Below are 17054 nucleotides of genomic sequence, written 5' to 3'. Positions count from 1 at the left end.
GCCGGGCATTCCGATGATCGAACCCAAGCGCGTCTTGCGCGCCCTCGCTGAACACTGGGCACTGCTTGAGCCACTGTGTGAGCATTTCGACCAAGGCACATTGAGCCTCAACGAACTGCGCACGCAACTCGCCGCCCAACAACTGGACAGCACGCCACAGGACATTACCAGCCTGCTCGACGTGTGGATTCGTCTCGATATTCTGATTCCGGTGGCAAAAAGCCCGAATCGTTTCGAGCTGAACGCGCAGATTCACGACTTCCTCGCCTACTTGCGTCGTGAACACCGCTTGGGCCTGTGCCTGGAAATCGAAGCCTATCTGCGTCACCTCGAACGTCTGGCCGGTTACATCCAGGACGCATTCGAAGTCCGCGATGGCCACGACCTCGCCCGCCAGTTGCGCCTGCTCGACATGCGTGTCCGCGACGTGCTGAAGAAGCTCGACAACGACGAACAGGCCCTGGTCGCCGTGGCCGAACGGGCGAAGACCAGCGATCGACAGATTCCATTGCGTCAGCGTTACGCCGAGGTACTGGCGACCTGGGACGAATACGTCGAGCCGATGATCGATCTGGTGAACGCCGACGGCGCCTTCGAACAAGGCGTGCGCAAGGTCGAAACCGTGCTGCTGAAGATGCTCAGCGAACAGCAGCGCCTCGGTCATCTGGTCGACGACGACATGCTGCTGCGCACCCACGCGCGCATCCTCGAAATGCAGACCAGTGCCCAGCTGACTTTGCGTCATGCCCGCGAACTGCTGCTGCCGCTGCGTGAAGAAGCGCGCCGGCACAACGCCGTGACCCGTGGTGCCGCGTTGGCTCTGGCAGCGATTCGCCGCAAAGGCATCGACGCCGTGCCGCAAGCGGCGATGCCGCTGTTCACCCGCCCGCAAAGCACCTTCCTCGGCAGCGCCAGTCAGGTCGAAGCCTACGTGTATGCGTTGGCGCGTTTCGAGCCGAAACCGGCGCGTTTCCCGAAAGCGCACAAGACCCAGAAAGGCGAAGCCCCCCGCGCGCCACGCACCGTGCGCGAGATGGTCGACCGTTGCGAAGAAGCCCTGCCGATGCCGGATCTGATGACCTGGCTGCTGGAGCAGGAACCGGACGGCGCCACCGACGAATTGCTCTACTGGTTCTCGCGCCTGTCGCGGGAAAAACGCTTCAAGCGCGAGCGTCTGGAACGCCGCGAATACCACACTCACGAGCACCAGGTCAGCCTGCGCTCCTTCGCCCTGCTCTCGGCCAGCGATAACGCCGCCGAGAATTCTGCGAGCATCCCCAATGCATCTTGATCTTTCCGAACTGTCGCAACTCGCGCCGATCTTCCGCGAGCTGTTCAAGGGTTACCACGTCAGCCGCCGCGACCCGGAGCTGTACGCGCAACTGTCGAACTTCCAGGATCAATACCGCACGCTGTTCAAGGCGCTGGGTTTTGAACTGGTCTGCGATACCCGTGGTTTCTACTACTTTGTGCCGGACATGGCCGCTGCGGCGGTGAACAAGACCGCCCAGCGTCTGGCCCTGTTCACCTTCATTCTCGTCGAGCATCTGGCCGATCAGGGTCGCGACCCGATCGCCGTGCTTGATGGCGGCAGCCTCGGCCGCGAAGAGTTGCCATCACTGCTGGAAAAATACCGCGACCTGTTCATTCAGGCCGAAGTGCAGACCGTGGAAGAACTCGAAGAAAAGATCATGCGCCGCATGACTCAACTCGGTTTCGCCAGCGAAGAAAACGGCGTGTACCGCTTCCTGCCGCCGATGCACCGTTTCCTCGACGTGTGCCTGTCGGTACAGCAAGACCGCGATCTGGCGGCCAGCGTGCACAGCGTATTGCCGCTGCCAGCGCCGGTGCTGATCGACGAAGCGGCTGAAGCCAAATTCCTCGAAACCGACGATCCGCTTGATCTCACCGAGTTCGATGAAGAAAGCGAAGAAGACGCACTGGCCCGCGCCATTGCCGAAGAACAGGAGTCCGACGCATGAGCCAGGAACGCTACGGCATCCGCCGCTTTGCCCTTTTGAACACCGCCGGTTACAGCCTCGGCCTGTTCCCGCTGGAAGAACCGTTGTCGGTTTACGGCGCGAACAACCTCGGTAAATCGGCGTCGATCAACGCCTTGCAGTTCCCGATTCTGGCGCGCATGTCGGACATGAGTTTCGGCAAGTACAGCCTCGAACAATCGCGGCGCTTCTACTTCGCCTCCGACACCAGCTACATCCTCGTCGAAGTGAGCCTGCCCCACGGCCCGCACGTGATCGGCGTGGTTGGTCGTGGCCCGGGCGGTGGTTTCGGTCACCAGTTCTTCGCTTACGCCGGCAAGCTCGACCTGGCGCACTACCAGAAAAATGACACCTGCCTGCGCCAGAAAGAGCTGTTCAGCAACCTTGAAAAAGAAGGCCTGAAAGCCTACGAACTCAAGCCTGATGAGCTGCGCCGTTTGCTGGTGGGCGGTCACACGTCGATTCCTTTGGATCTGACCCTGATCCCGCTGCGCTCCACCAGCGAGCAGAGTCTGAAGACCTTCCGCGCACTGTTCATCAACCTGCTGCACATGCGCGAAATCACTGCGGCCAAGTTGAAGCAGTTGTTCCTCGATGCCTTCGAACACAGCCTGCGTTCCGGCAGTGTCGATTACATCGCCGCGTGTGAAGAAGCCTTCCGCGACGTGCGCCGCATGGAACAGGACTACAACTCGCTGGTCGCGGCCGGCCCGTTGGTGGAAGCCTTGGCCAACGGCGTGAAACAGCGCGACGTGCTCCGCGGCAAGCTGCATCGCCTGTCGCCGCTGCTCGATTCTTTGCTCGGCACTTGGTCGGACTACGCCAGTGCGCGCAAGGAAGAGCTGACCATTCAGGCCGACCATTACCGTGGCGAGCAGGACAGTCTGCAAAACGATCAGCGCGGCGGCACCCAGGAACTGATGCGTCTGGAGCGGGAAATTTCCGGCATCCAGCGTTGGCTCGGTGAGCTGTCGGTGTTGAAGAATCGCTTTGCCCTGGTCGACGACGTCAAAGTGCTCGAGCAACAATTGCTCGCGGCTAAAGACGCTCACGACGAACTGGCCGGCGCCTTGGCGCAATCCCGCCAGTTCAGTGCCGAAGATCTGGAAGAGCGCCTGCGCGATCTGGAAAAACGCCTGAAGTCGGTGAAACTGCAACTCGATCACGCCGACAACAACAGCTACGCGCGACTGCGCGAAGAGTTCTCGCAACAGGACGTCGAGCGTCTAATGCGTCTGTTCAACAGCGCCCTGTTCAGCCTGCCGCTGGGTGAACACGGTATCACCCTCGACGACGATGGCGCGTGGGTCAAATCCGTTGAGCTGATTCTCGATGGCTTCAAAGGCGAACGCTTCGAAGTGCCGGGCCTGTCGATCGACATCTCGCACATCGAGCCACCAGCGCTGCAAGCCCTGGCTGACCGTGCCGCGTTGCGCGATCAGAAAGAGCGTCTGGAAAAAGAGCTGAAACAGCTCAAGACCCAACAGGCCGTTGCTGCTGACCGCGCCGCAAGCAAGACCCAGACTGAAGCGCTGTACCAGCAAGTGCTGGATGCGCAGAAAGCTCTGGAAGATTTCCGCCGCACCCAGACCCTGAGCGCCGAAGAAAGCGACAAGCTTGAGCAACTGGCGCAGATGGAAGGCGCGCAGGACGAACTCAAGCGCTCCAGCGACGCCTTCACCGAACGCGTCCAGCAACTGTCGGCCAAGCTGCAACTGGTCGGCCGCCAGATCGCCGATATGGAAGCCAAGCAACGCACCCTCGACGATGCGCTGCGCCGTCGTCAGTTGCTGCCAGCAGATCTGCCGTTCGGTACGCCGTTCATGGATCCGGTCGACGATTCGATGGACAACCTGCTACCGCTGCTCAACGACTATCAGGACAGCTGGCAAGGGCTGCTGCGCGCCGATGGCCAGATCGAAGCGCTGTACGCGCAGGTGCGTCTGAAAGGCGTGGCCAAGTTCGACAGCGAAGATGACATGGAGCGCCGTCTGTCGCTGCTGATCAACGCTTACGCGCACCGCACCGATGAAGCGCTGACACTGGGCAAGGCCCGTCGTGCGGCGGTCACCGACATCGCTCGGACCCTGCGCAACATTCGCAGCGACTACGACAGCCTTGAGCATCAACTGGCGTTGTTCAACCGCGAGATCAACAAGCGTCAGGTGTCCAACCTGCAGAGCTTCCGCATCGTCCTCGCGCCGAACAAGGAAGCCCTCAAGCACATCGACCAGATCATCCACAGCGCCGGTCAGTACGAAGAAGGCGAAACCCTGTCGGTGTTCGATCTCAGCCAGAGCGCCGAGCAGGACAACAAGAACGAAGAGGCCAAGGAATATTTGGCACGGCTGGTGGCGGCAAACCACAACCAGCTCGGCCTCAAGGACTTGTTTGAGCTGGCGTTCGAGATCACCAAGGTCAACGGTCAACCGGTTATTCACACCGACATCGATGGCGCGGCGTCCAACGGCACGACCATGACCATCAAGGCGCTGACCAACATGTACTTGTTGCTGCACTTGATGGATCGCGATCAGGCCGGTCGCGTGCGTCTGCCGTACTACCTCGACGAGGCGGCGGACATCGACGAGAAGAACCAGGCAGCGTTGCTGGAAACCAGTCTGCAACTGGGCTTCGTGCCGATTCTGGCGAGTGTGAAGCCGCAGGTCTGCGCCAGTGTTGCGATCGATCTGGAAGGTGGTAGCGGCCCGGCCGGTATCTACATTGATGAGGCGGACTGGAAGTACATCCGTCGTCATGATGTGGTGAAGGCGACGGTCAATGTTGAAGCGGATGAGCCGGAGCTGGATGCGGTTTGATCAGCGTTAACTGAAGGCCAAAAAAAGGGCCGCGATCTGTCTGGATCGCGGCCCTTTTTCATGGCTTGGGATTTGTGCTGAATTGGCTGGCCCTATCGCGAGCAGGCTCACTCCTACAGTTGGAATGCGTTCCCCTGTAGGAGTGAGCCTGCTCGCGATGGCGCCACTTCAGACACCGCAGGATTTACTTACCGAGCGAAATCTTCGGCGCCCACGTCAGCCACTCATCCTCAAACTTGTCGAACAACGGGAATGTCTGCTCCGCACGCGCCGGGTTGCCCATGCGCTCGCCATCCGGCGTGGCGAAGGCAATTCCGCCCTGAATCGCCGTCTCCAGCGACTCGGTGCGCACCGTCAAACCATTGAACAGACCGATATCAAAACCAACACCGCTGGTGTTCCAGAACCGGCTACCGCTGCGCACCAACGGCGCGTATTTCGGTTCGATCAGGATGTGCACCAACACGCGATCTGCGGTCTGGCCCAGTTCATAACCGGTGACTTTACCCACGGTAATTTCCCGGTAAGTCACCGGCACACCCGGTTTCAGCGATCCACGACGGGCAGCGCTCAATACCAGACTCAGCCCCGCCTCTTGCTTGGTGACTTCCGGCGCATTGGCCAGGGCAACGAAGTTCTTCTGCGGGCCGAGGTTCTTCGCCGCTGGTTGTACTTCGATGTATTTTCCGGTTACCAGGGTTTCCAGATTTTCTGTCTTGATCAGACCCAGCTCAGGTTTGACCACCCAGAATTGGCTGCCAATGCGGGCGATCTTCTCCGGCACTTCGGTAATCCGTGCCGTGAGGATGACCGATTGCAAGTCATCAGTCAGATCGACACTTTCAATCTTGCCGACATCCAGTCCCTTGAAGCGCACCGGGGTGCCACTGCGCAGACCATCAGCGCGATCGACTTTGATTGTCACCACCGCGCCTTTCTGATTCGCCTCATCATGGTTGGCGAACAGGCGGAAACGCGGAATACGTTTCTGCAGCGGCGCCTTGGCTTGCGGTGTCTCGAAGGCGATACCACCGGCCATCAGGGTCTGCAGCGACTCACTCTTGACCTGAATGCCACCGGTCAGTCCGCCGGTCAACGTGATGCCACTGACATTCCAGAAGCGCGTCGAGGCGTTGACCAGGTTTTCGTATTCCTTATCGATGTGCACGCCAATGACCAATTGCTTCTTGGTCTTGGAGAACTGATAGCTCTGCACCGAACCGACCTTGACCTGTTTGTACAGAATTGGACTGCCGACATCGATCGAGCCGAGGACATCGGTGAACAGCACCAGGTGCAAGCCCGGTGAGCGCAGATCCAGCGGCGGCGCCTTTGGCCGGGCCTCGAATTCGCGTTTCGGTGCCGCACCTTTATCGCCCGGGCGTACGGCGATGTAGTTACCTTTCACCAAGGCTTCCAGACCGGTGATCCCAGCCAGAGAAATCGACGGTTTAACTACCCAGAACTGCGTGCCATCGACCAGATAGTCCTCAGCCAATGGATCGAGGGTGAGCTCGGCTGTGGCACTGTTCAGGTCAGGATCAACCTTCAGCGCCTTCATGTTGCCGACTTGAATGCCTTTGTACATCACCGGTGTACGGCCAGCCTGCAGGCCTTCGAAGTCGCTGAGTTTGACCTTCACGCGGATCCCGGCAGCGGCAGCATCGAAGTCTTCGTAGAGACGGAAAGGCAGGCTCGGATCGGTCGGCGGGCTGTCCTTGCGGTTTTCCGGCGTGGCGAAGGCAATACCGCCGGCAACGATGCTGGCCAGCGATTCGCTGCGTACTTTTACGCCGGACAGGTTGGCGTCAATGCTGATGCCGCTGGCGTTCCAGAAACGCGTGTGTTTGCGTACCAGTTTGGCGTAGGTCGGCTCGATAAAGACTTTGAGTTCTACCGTGCTTTGGTCTTCAGAGAGCAGATAGCTTTTGATCTGCCCGACCTTGATCTGCTTGTAGAACACCGGGCTGCCACGGTTCAGCGAACCGAGACGATCAGCCTTGATGGTCAGGTGCAGACCGGGCTTGGCGTCCGACAGCGGCGGCTCTTCGGCCAACGCCTTGAACTTGCGCGTCGGCTCGCCTTCGCCAGGGCTGATAGCCACGTAGTTACCCGACACCAGAGTTTCCAGACCGGTGATACCGGCCAGGGTCACGCTTGGTTTGACCAGCCAGAAACGCGTGCTGGTCTTGAGGTATTGCTCAACGTCTTTATTCATCTCGACGGTGGCAATCACGCCTTTGGAGTTGCCCTCATCGTCGAGCTTGAGCGCCTTGACCTTACCGACCGACATGCCTTTGTACATGACCTCGGTCTTGTTGGCCTGGATGCCTTCGCCACTCTCGAAGCGGATCTGAATTTCGATACCGGTTTCGGAATAGGCACGCCAGCCGAGCCAGCCACCGATGATCAGCGCGATCAGAGGCAGTACCCAAATGGCAGACCAGTTCGAAGCCGGTCGGGTTTTCGCTACGGGCAAATCAGTCATGGTCGTCGTCCGACTCCGTGTTATCCCAAATCAGTCGGGGATCGAAAGTTACTGCGGCGAGCATCGTCAGAATCACCACACTGGCGAAGGCGATGGCGCCAAGATTGGCTTCGACACTGGCAAGCCGGCCGAAGTTGACGACCGCCACGAGAATGGCGATCACAAAAATATCGAGCATCGACCAGCGGCCAATGAACTCGATAAAACGATACATCCAGATGCGCTGACGAGCGGATAACGGCTGGCGTCGTTGTACCGAAAACAACAGCAGCGCGATACCCACCAGTTTGAAAGTGGGCACGAGAATACTGGCGATAAACACCACGGCGGCGATCGGAATCATGCCGTGCTGCACCAATTGGATCACACCGGACATGATGGTGCTCGGATCACCCTGGCCCAAAGAACTGACAGTCATGATCGGCAAGACATTGGCCGGGATATAGATAATCGCGGCGGTGATCAGCAGTGCCCAGGTGCGTACGAGGCTGTTCGGACGCCGGGCGTGAACCAGCGCACCGCAGCGGGTGCAGGTTTGCTCGTCGGTATCCGCTTCCTGTTTGTTCAATTCGTGACATTCGGTACAGACCAGAATGCCCGCATCAATCGCCCGCATGAGCGTCCTCTCCTGATAACGCCTGCCAGATCTGATGCGGCGACATCACCACTTCCAGCCAGACCTGTACCAATAACAAACCGATAAAACACGCCAGGCCGAGGCCTGCGGTGATCGCTGCCATGTCAGCCAGTTTGACGATCGCCACGAGCACGCCCATGAGATAGACCTCGAGCATTCCCCAGTCTTTAAGATGGTGATAAATGCGGTAGAGCAGCAAGCCGTAACTGCGGCCGATATCGAAACGGATCGTCAGTAACACCAACAACTGGCACAGCAACTTCAGCAACGGTATGGCCATGCTGCACAGGAATACGACGATCGAAACGCCCTGCATGTCCGTATTGAACAGGCCGAGTACGCCGCTCCACACCGTATCCTGCGAAGATTGTCCGAGGATATTGAGTTGCATGATGGGTAAAAAGTTTGCCGGGATGTACAGCAGTAATGCTGCGATCACCAAGGCAAGGCTGCGCTGCACCACGTTGTGACGGTGAGCGTACAGTTCGTAACCGCAGCGGGGGCAGAGCGCTTTCTCTCCGTGAGCAAGCATTGGCTTGCGCATCAGCAGGTCGCACTCGTGACAGGCCACCAAGTCTTCCAGCGGTAAATCTGACAGCCCGGGGGCGTCAACCGACTCTGACATAAAGGCTCTGGCTCCGAATAAGGTGGGGCTATTCTAGTGTTCTGATTCGAAAATAACTGTGCAAATTTGTTCGCTGTCGCGAGTAAAAAACGTTCCTGCGGGCAAAACAAAACCCCAACTGCTTTCGCAATTGGGGTTTCGGAATTTAATCTTGACGATGACCTACTCTCACATGGGGAAACCCCACACTACCATCGGCGATGCATCGTTTCACTGCTGAGTTCGGGATGGGATCAGGTGGTTCCAACGCTCTATGGTCGTCAAGAAATTCGGGTACCGAATCGTGGCCAGTTGGCCTCGCTTCAGCAAATTGGGTATGTGATGGCTTTCGGTGTTTTGTGCTGCTTTTTTAAGTGCAGTCGAACTTTCGGTTCGTTTCGTCTTCACACACCGCAATCTGGCTTTTAAGCGCAAATTGCTTGGGTGTTATATGGTCAAGCCTCACGGGCAATTAGTATTGGTTAGCTCAACGCCTCACAGCGCTTACACACCCAACCTATCAACGTCGTAGTCTTCGACGGCCCTTCAGGGAACTCAAGGTTCCAGTGAGATCTCATCTTGAGGCAAGTTTCCCGCTTAGATGCTTTCAGCGGTTATCTTTCCCGAACATAGCTACCCGGCAATGCCACTGGCGTGACAACCGGAACACCAGAGGTTCGTCCACTCCGGTCCTCTCGTACTAGGAGCAGCCCCTCTCAAATCTCAAACGTCCACGGCAGATAGGGACCGAACTGTCTCACGACGTTCTAAACCCAGCTCGCGTACCACTTTAAATGGCGAACAGCCATACCCTTGGGACCGGCTTCAGCCCCAGGATGTGATGAGCCGACATCGAGGTGCCAAACACCGCCGTCGATATGAACTCTTGGGCGGTATCAGCCTGTTATCCCCGGGTACCTTTTATCCGTTGAGCGATGGCCCTTCCATACAGAACCACCGGATCACTAAGACCTACTTTCGTACCTGCTCGACGTGTCTGTCTCGCAGTCAAGCGCGCTTTTGCCTTTATACTCTACGACCGATTTCCGACCGGTCTGAGCGCACCTTCGTACTCCTCCGTTACTCTTTAGGAGGAGACCGCCCCAGTCAAACTACCCACCATACACTGTCCTCGATCCGGATAACGGACCTGAGTTAGAACCTCAAAGTTGCCAGGGTGGTATTTCAAGGATGGCTCCACGCGAACTGGCGTCCACGCTTCAAAGCCTCCCACCTATCCTACACAAGCAAATTCAAAGTCCAGTGCAAAGCTATAGTAAAGGTTCACGGGGTCTTTCCGTCTAGCCGCGGATACACTGCATCTTCACAGCGATTTCAATTTCACTGAGTCTCGGGTGGAGACAGCGCCGCCATCGTTACGCCATTCGTGCAGGTCGGAACTTACCCGACAAGGAATTTCGCTACCTTAGGACCGTTATAGTTACGGCCGCCGTTTACCGGGGCTTCGATCAAGAGCTTCGCGTTAGCTAACCCCATCAATTAACCTTCCGGCACCGGGCAGGCGTCACACCCTATACGTCCACTTTCGTGTTTGCAGAGTGCTGTGTTTTTAATAAACAGTCGCAGCGGCCTGGTATCTTCGACCGGCATGAGCTTACGGAGCAAGTCCTTCACCCTCACCGGCGCACCTTCTCCCGAAGTTACGGTGCCATTTTGCCTAGTTCCTTCACCCGAGTTCTCTCAAGCGCCTTGGTATTCTCTACCCAACCACCTGTGTCGGTTTGGGGTACGGTTCCTGGTTACCTGAAGCTTAGAAGCTTTTCTTGGAAGCATGGCATCAACCACTTCGTCACCCAAAGGGTAACTCGTCATCAGCTCTCGGCCTTAAGATCCCGGATTTACCTAAGATCTCAGCCTACCACCTTAAACTTGGACAACCAACGCCAAGCTGGCCTAGCCTTCTCCGTCCCTCCATCGCAATAACCAGAAGTACAGGAATATTAACCTGTTTTCCATCGACTACGCTTTTCAGCCTCGCCTTAGGGACCGACTAACCCTGCGTCGATTAACGTTGCGCAGGAAACCTTGGTCTTTCGGCGTGGGTGTTTTTCACACCCATTGTCGTTACTCATGTCAGCATTCGCACTTCTGATACCTCCAGCAAGCTTCTCAACTCACCTTCACAGGCTTACAGAACGCTCCTCTACCGCATCATCCGAAGATGATACCCGTAGCTTCGGTGTATGGTTTGAGCCCCGTTACATCTTCCGCGCAGGCCGACTCGACTAGTGAGCTATTACGCTTTCTTTAAAGGGTGGCTGCTTCTAAGCCAACCTCCTAGCTGTCTAAGCCTTCCCACATCGTTTCCCACTTAACCATAACTTTGGGACCTTAGCTGACGGTCTGGGTTGTTTCCCTTTTCACGACGGACGTTAGCACCCGCCGTGTGTCTCCCATGCTCGGCACTTGTAGGTATTCGGAGTTTGCATCGGTTTGGTAAGTCGGGATGACCCCCTAGCCGAAACAGTGCTCTACCCCCTACAGTGATACATGAGGCGCTACCTAAATAGCTTTCGAGGAGAACCAGCTATCTCCGAGCTTGATTAGCCTTTCACTCCGATCCACAGGTCATCCGCTAACTTTTCAACGGTAGTCGGTTCGGTCCTCCAGTTAGTGTTACCCAACCTTCAACCTGCCCATGGATAGATCGCCCGGTTTCGGGTCTATTCCCAGCGACTAGACGCCCTATTAAGACTCGCTTTCGCTACGCCTCCCCTATTCGGTTAAGCTCGCCACTGAAAATAAGTCGCTGACCCATTATACAAAAGGTACGCAGTCACAGAACAAAGTCTGCTCCCACTGCTTGTACGCATACGGTTTCAGGATCTATTTCACTCCCCTCTCCGGGGTTCTTTTCGCCTTTCCCTCACGGTACTAGTTCACTATCGGTCAGTCAGTAGTATTTAGCCTTGGAGGATGGTCCCCCATATTCAGACAAAGTTTCTCGTGCTCCGTCCTACTCGATTTCATGACCAAGAGATTTTCGCGTACAGGGCTATCACCCACTATGGCCGCACTTTCCAGAGCGTTCCGCTAATCTCAAAGCCACTTAAGGGCTAGTCCCCGTTCGCTCGCCACTACTAAGGGAATCTCGGTTGATTTCTTTTCCTCAGGGTACTTAGATGTTTCAGTTCCCCTGGTTCGCCTCTTGCACCTATGTATTCAGTACAAGATAACCATCTTATGATGGCTGGGTTCCCCCATTCAGACATCTCCGGATCAAAGTCTGTTTGCCGACTCCCCGAAGCTTTTCGCAGGCTACCACGTCTTTCATCGCCTCTGACTGCCAAGGCATCCACCGTATGCGCTTCTTCACTTGACCATATAACCCCAAGCAATCTGGTTATACTGTGAAGACGACATTCGCCGAAAATTCGAATTTCTCAACTAAGAGAACTCACAAATTTTACCTTAGCCTGATCCGTTACCAGTGAAAGTAACGTTCAGTCTATCTTTCTATCACATACCCAAATTTTTAAAGAACGAACTAGTCAAAGACTAGAAATCAACATTCACCATCATCACAATGGAATGCTCATTTCTAAGCTTTCAAACTTCAGAAGCAGTAGTGGTGGAGCCAAGCGGGATCGAACCGCTGACCTCCTGCGTGCAAGGCAGGCGCTCTCCCAGCTGAGCTATGGCCCCGTATCTCTACAGGTATTTCCCACACAAAATTGGTGGGTCTGGGCAGATTCGAACTGCCGACCTCACCCTTATCAGGGGTGCGCTCTAACCAACTGAGCTACAGACCCAATTTCGGGCTGCTTCTTTCGTCTTCTTCAATGAATCAAGCAATTCGTGTGGGAACTTATGGAGCAGCTGATGTCGTCGATTAAGGAGGTGATCCAGCCGCAGGTTCCCCTACGGCTACCTTGTTACGACTTCACCCCAGTCATGAATCACACCGTGGTAACCGTCCTCCCGAAGGTTAGACTAGCTACTTCTGGTGCAACCCACTCCCATGGTGTGACGGGCGGTGTGTACAAGGCCCGGGAACGTATTCACCGTGACATTCTGATTCACGATTACTAGCGATTCCGACTTCACGCAGTCGAGTTGCAGACTGCGATCCGGACTACGATCGGTTTTATGGGATTAGCTCCACCTCGCGGCTTGGCAACCCTTTGTACCGACCATTGTAGCACGTGTGTAGCCCAGGCCGTAAGGGCCATGATGACTTGACGTCATCCCCACCTTCCTCCGGTTTGTCACCGGCAGTCTCCTTAGAGTGCCCACCATGACGTGCTGGTAACTAAGGACAAGGGTTGCGCTCGTTACGGGACTTAACCCAACATCTCACGACACGAGCTGACGACAGCCATGCAGCACCTGTCTCAATGTTCCCGAAGGCACCAATCCATCTCTGGAAAGTTCATTGGATGTCAAGGCCTGGTAAGGTTCTTCGCGTTGCTTCGAATTAAACCACATGCTCCACCGCTTGTGCGGGCCCCCGTCAATTCATTTGAGTTTTAACCTTGCGGCCGTACTCCCCAGGCGGTCAACTTAATGCGTTAGCTGCGCCACTAAGAGCTCAAGGCTCCCAACGGCTAGTTGACATCGTTTACGGCGTGGACTACCAGGGTATCTAATCCTGTTTGCTCCCCACGCTTTCGCACCTCAGTGTCAGTATCAGTCCAGGTGGTCGCCTTCGCCACTGGTGTTCCTTCCTATATCTACGCATTTCACCGCTACACAGGAAATTCCACCACCCTCTACCATACTCTAGCTTGTCAGTTTTGAATGCAGTTCCCAGGTTGAGCCCGGGGATTTCACATCCAACTTAACAAACCACCTACGCGCGCTTTACGCCCAGTAATTCCGATTAACGCTTGCACCCTCTGTATTACCGCGGCTGCTGGCACAGAGTTAGCCGGTGCTTATTCTGTCGGTAACGTCAAAACAGCAACGTATTAAGTTACTGCCCTTCCTCCCAACTTAAAGTGCTTTACAATCCGAAGACCTTCTTCACACACGCGGCATGGCTGGATCAGGCTTTCGCCCATTGTCCAATATTCCCCACTGCTGCCTCCCGTAGGAGTCTGGACCGTGTCTCAGTTCCAGTGTGACTGATCATCCTCTCAGACCAGTTACGGATCGTCGCCTTGGTGAGCCATTACCTCACCAACTAGCTAATCCGACCTAGGCTCATCTGATAGCGCAAGGCCCGAAGGTCCCCTGCTTTCTCCCGTAGGACGTATGCGGTATTAGCGTTCCTTTCGAAACGTTGTCCCCCACTACCAGGCAGATTCCTAGGCATTACTCACCCGTCCGCCGCTGAATCCAGGAGCAAGCTCCTCTCATCCGCTCGACTTGCATGTGTTAGGCCTGCCGCCAGCGTTCAATCTGAGCCATGATCAAACTCTTCAGTTCAAACATCTTTGGGTTTTTAAGAAACCCTAAACTTGGCTCAGCAATCGTTGGTTACATCTTTGATTTCTCGCGGAGTAACTTGTGATGCTGATAATCTTGTTGACTATCAGTCTGACTCCACAAGCACCCACACGAATTGCTTGATTCAGTTGTTAAAGAGCGGTTGGTTAAGATCTTTCGTCTCAACCGAGGCGCGCATTCTACAGCAGCCTCATTTGCTGTCAAGTGATTATTTTCAGAAGCTTTCGAAGAATTCTTCAACAACTTCAACCACTTGCGCTTCCGATCTCTCGTCAGCGGGAGGCGAATTCTACAGCGTTACACGCTGCTGTCAACACCTCTTTTTCAACTTCCTTTTGGCTTCGATGACCTGAAGCTACCTGCTGCCGAAACTTACATAACTCATTGAATCTCAAGGAGTTTTCCGTTTCGACTGCGCCGGAAGTGGGGCGAATTATAGACATCTGAAATCTGCCGTCAACCGTTAATTTCGCTTTTCTTGCAAAACCTGTTTTTTTGCCAGCAAACGCGGGATCCGACGCGTCACTGACGGAATACGCAACACCAGAAGGACTACACCTATAAAGGCATAGATCGCCCACTCCTCGAGATCAGCACGCACGATCCACAGCATATGTAGCAAACCCAAGCCGAGAATCACGTAGACCAGACGATGCAACTTCTTCCAGCGCACACCCAAACGACGCTGACTGTAGCGATTCGAAGTCACCGCCAGCGCCAACAATCCGAGAAAGCCCAACGCCCCCACTATTATGTAGGGGCGCTTGCGCAACTCGACCGCCAGCTGCGACCAATCGAACCCCAGGATAAACGCCATATAGCTGCACAGATGCAAAACCACATAGGTAAAACACCAAAGCCCCAACTGCCGGCGAACCGCAACCCACCCCGCCCAACCAGTGAGCTTCTGTAGCGGCGTCATGCTCAGGGTGATAAGCAACAATACTAATGTTCCCAACCCCAGCCGATCGACCAACACTTTGCCGGGGTCCGGCCCAAGCAAATCCTCAAGCGCCTGATACAACCACAAGATCGGCCAGACAGCCGCAGCAATGAAAACGCCTATACGCCAGTACGGAAATCGCATCAGTAGTTCTTCCGCAGATCGAGCCCTGTATATAAAGAAGCGACTTCATCCGAATAGCCGTTGAACATCTGCGTATCACGCACATTCGGCTTGAACAGACTGTTCGGCAGACGCCGCTCCCGTGCCTGCGTCCATCGCGGGTGATCAACTGTCGGGTTCACGTTCGCGTAAAAACCGTACTCATCTGCCGCAATGCTTTGCCAAGTGGTTTTCGGCTGCTCGCTGACCAGACTGATACGCACGATGGATTTGACGCTCTTGAAGCCATACTTCCACGGCACCACCAAACGCAGCGGCGCGCCATTCTGGTTCGGCAATTCGCGGCCATACATGCCCACCGCCAGAATCGCCAGCGGATTCATCGCTTCATCCAGTCGCAAACCTTCTACATAAGGCCAGTCGATCAATGCAAAACCGGAGCGTTGACCGGGCATGCTCTTGGGATCTTGCAGCGTCTCAAAGCGGATATATTTGGCATTGGATGTCGGTTCGACCTGCTTGAGCAGCGCCGAGATAGGAAAACCGATCCACGGAATGACCATCGACCACGCCTCGACGCAGCGCAAGCGATAGATGCGCTCCTCCAACTGGTACGGTTTCATGAAATCTTCCAGCGCATACCGCCCCGGCTTGCCCACCTCCCCGTCTACCACCACACTCCACGGTTCGGTTTTCAGCGAGCCAGCATTCGCCGCCGGGTCACCCTTGTCGGTACCGAACTCATAGAAGTTGTTGTAGTGGGTGGCGTCTTTATAAGGCGTGATCGCCTCATCCTTGACGTTGACCGCCCCCCACTTAGTAGAGGGAAGCTTTTCTGCAAACCATGCAGGCGCCTTGCCCGGCTCGACATCGGCGTATCTAGACGCATCCTCGGCATTGGCCCAGCGCGGCAGGCTACTGACGGCAAGACCGGCAGCAGTAACCCCCAACAATTGGCGGCGAGAGAGATAAATGGATTCAGGCGTGACATCCGACTCGTTGCAGTCGGACGCTTTGGGGATTTTGATCAGCATGACAACTCCGCAGCTTTGGAGGACAGATGCACCCATAGACTGCGGAGTATGCGGGAAATTACATCACTCGGCTTTTTTGTGGCGACGAAGATGCAACAGGTACTGCACCGGGCCAGAAGCGGCGTAGGCGAGGAACACCAGCAGCAGAATGCGCGGCGGATCGCTGAAGACCACGGCGAACACCAGCACCACTGCAAGGATCGCCACAAACGGCACGCGTCCTTTCAAGTCCAGCTCTTTAAAGCTGTTGTACTTGATGTTGCTGACCATCAGCATGCCAGCAGCCGCGACCATCAGCGCGACCAGGAACGACATCTTCGAACCCTGAATGCCGTAATCGCTGAACGCCCAGACAATACCCGCAACCACACCGGCTGCTGCCGGGCTGGCCAGACCAATGAAGTAGCGCTTGTCAGCTGTGCCGACCTGAGTATTGAAACGTGCCAGACGCAACGCCGCGCCCGCTACATAGATGAAGGCGACCATCCAGCCGACCTTGCCCATGTCGCCCAGTGCCCAGCCGAATGCCAGCAGCGCCGGTGCGACACCGAACGCGACCATGTCCGACAGCGAGTCGTACTCGGCGCCAAAGGCACTTTGCGTATTGGTCATGCGCGCGACACGACCGTCGAGGCCGTCGAGCACCATGGCGACGAAAATCGCGATCGCGGCGAAAGCGAAATACTTGCTCGCATTCGCCGAATCACCGGCACTCAACGCAGCCTGAGCGCTCATCGAGTTGATGATGGAATAAAAGCCTGCAAACAGGTTCGCAGTGGTGAACAGATTCGGCAGCAGATAGATACCACGATGCCGGACTTTACGACCTTCTGCGTCGTGCCCTTCTTCGATGTGTTCATCGATGGGCAGCAGGCTTTCGGCGTCAGAAGCCTTGTTCGGCTCTTCGGGACGTTCGCTCATGGACATTACCTTGCAACGGTTTGGAGAAATTTCGACAGGTGCTTGGGGACGACAGTTCGGCCACAAACGCTGC

9 protein-coding genes, 2 tRNA genes and 3 rRNA genes are annotated in these 17054 nt (G+C 55.9%); 3 read left to right on the top strand and 11 right to left on the bottom strand.

Annotated elements, in window-relative coordinates; translation table 11 throughout:
• Positions 1–13 precede the first annotated feature (13 nt).
• The 3 genes from mksB to mksF are packed head-to-tail and all read left to right on the top strand — an operon-like array spanning position 14 to position 4819.
• Positions 14–1291 carry an Mks condensin complex protein MksB gene (mksB, locus tag HUW52_RS06330; RefSeq protein ID WP_175553206.1) on the top strand — a complete coding sequence of 426 codons (1278 nt, stop codon included), beginning with the start codon at positions 14–16 and terminating at the stop codon, positions 1289–1291.
• Positions 1281–1982: an Mks condensin complex protein MksE gene (gene mksE / locus HUW52_RS06325; RefSeq protein WP_016983587.1), complete on the top strand. Its 702-nt coding sequence runs from the start codon at positions 1281–1283 to the stop codon at positions 1980–1982. The genes mksB and mksE overlap by 11 nt, the downstream gene beginning before the upstream one ends.
• Positions 1979–4819 carry an Mks condensin complex protein MksF gene (gene mksF / locus HUW52_RS06320; RefSeq protein ID WP_175553205.1) on the top strand — a complete coding sequence of 947 codons (2841 nt, stop codon included), beginning with the start codon at positions 1979–1981 and terminating at the stop codon, positions 4817–4819. Before mksE ends, mksF begins: the two co-directional genes overlap by 4 nt.
• Positions 4820–5003: 184 nt before the next feature.
• Here mksF and HUW52_RS06315 read toward each other — a convergent pair whose 3' ends face one another.
• The 11 genes from HUW52_RS06315 to pssA all read right to left on the bottom strand — a co-directional run bounded on the left by HUW52_RS06315 (position 5004) and on the right by pssA (position 16981).
• Entirely contained in the window at positions 5004–7307 is a 2304-nt protein-coding gene (locus tag HUW52_RS06315; RefSeq protein WP_175553204.1) for a PqiB family protein, read from the bottom strand.
• Positions 7300–7923, bottom strand: a complete 624-nt coding sequence (locus tag HUW52_RS06310) for a paraquat-inducible protein A (protein ID WP_016983584.1) — start codon at positions 7921–7923, stop codon at positions 7300–7302. The genes HUW52_RS06315 and HUW52_RS06310 overlap by 8 nt, the downstream gene beginning before the upstream one ends.
• Positions 7910–8569 carry a paraquat-inducible protein A gene (locus tag HUW52_RS06305; protein WP_175553203.1) on the bottom strand — a complete coding sequence of 220 codons (660 nt, stop codon included), beginning with the start codon at positions 8567–8569 and terminating at the stop codon, positions 7910–7912. The genes HUW52_RS06310 and HUW52_RS06305 overlap by 14 nt, the downstream gene beginning before the upstream one ends.
• Positions 8570–8718: 149 nt before the next feature.
• Positions 8719–8834 (bottom strand): 5S ribosomal RNA (gene rrf, locus HUW52_RS06300).
• Between the two features lie 165 nt (positions 8835–8999).
• A 23S ribosomal RNA gene (locus tag HUW52_RS06295) occupies positions 9000–11891 on the bottom strand.
• A gap of 247 nt (positions 11892–12138) precedes the next feature.
• A tRNA-Ala gene (locus HUW52_RS06290) sits at positions 12139–12214 on the bottom strand.
• A gap of 30 nt (positions 12215–12244) precedes the next feature.
• A tRNA-Ile gene (locus HUW52_RS06285) sits at positions 12245–12321 on the bottom strand.
• A gap of 81 nt (positions 12322–12402) precedes the next feature.
• Positions 12403–13939: ribosomal RNA gene (locus tag HUW52_RS06280) — 16S ribosomal RNA — on the bottom strand.
• Together the 16S, 23S and 5S rRNA genes with 2 tRNA genes alongside form the textbook arrangement of a ribosomal RNA operon.
• A gap of 484 nt (positions 13940–14423) precedes the next feature.
• Positions 14424–15047 (bottom strand): protein-methionine-sulfoxide reductase heme-binding subunit MsrQ, encoded by a 624-nt coding sequence (gene msrQ / locus HUW52_RS06275; protein WP_175553202.1) that lies wholly within the window; start codon positions 15045–15047, stop codon positions 14424–14426.
• Entirely contained in the window at positions 15047–16060 is a 1014-nt protein-coding gene (msrP, locus tag HUW52_RS06270; protein WP_016983476.1) for a protein-methionine-sulfoxide reductase catalytic subunit MsrP, read from the bottom strand. Before msrP ends, msrQ begins: the two co-directional genes overlap by 1 nt.
• 63 nt (positions 16061–16123) lie before the next feature.
• Positions 16124–16981, bottom strand: a complete 858-nt coding sequence (pssA, locus tag HUW52_RS06265; protein ID WP_016983477.1) for a CDP-diacylglycerol--serine O-phosphatidyltransferase — start codon at positions 16979–16981, stop codon at positions 16124–16126.
• Between the last annotated feature and the right edge of the window lie 73 nt (positions 16982–17054).

The organism is Pseudomonas sp. 43A (assembly GCF_013363935.1).
In the GTDB taxonomy this organism is placed as follows: domain Bacteria; phylum Pseudomonadota; class Gammaproteobacteria; order Pseudomonadales; family Pseudomonadaceae; genus Aquipseudomonas; species Aquipseudomonas crudilactis.
Note: the sequence above shows the minus strand (reverse complement) of the source record. Positions and strands in the feature narration are given on the sequence as shown.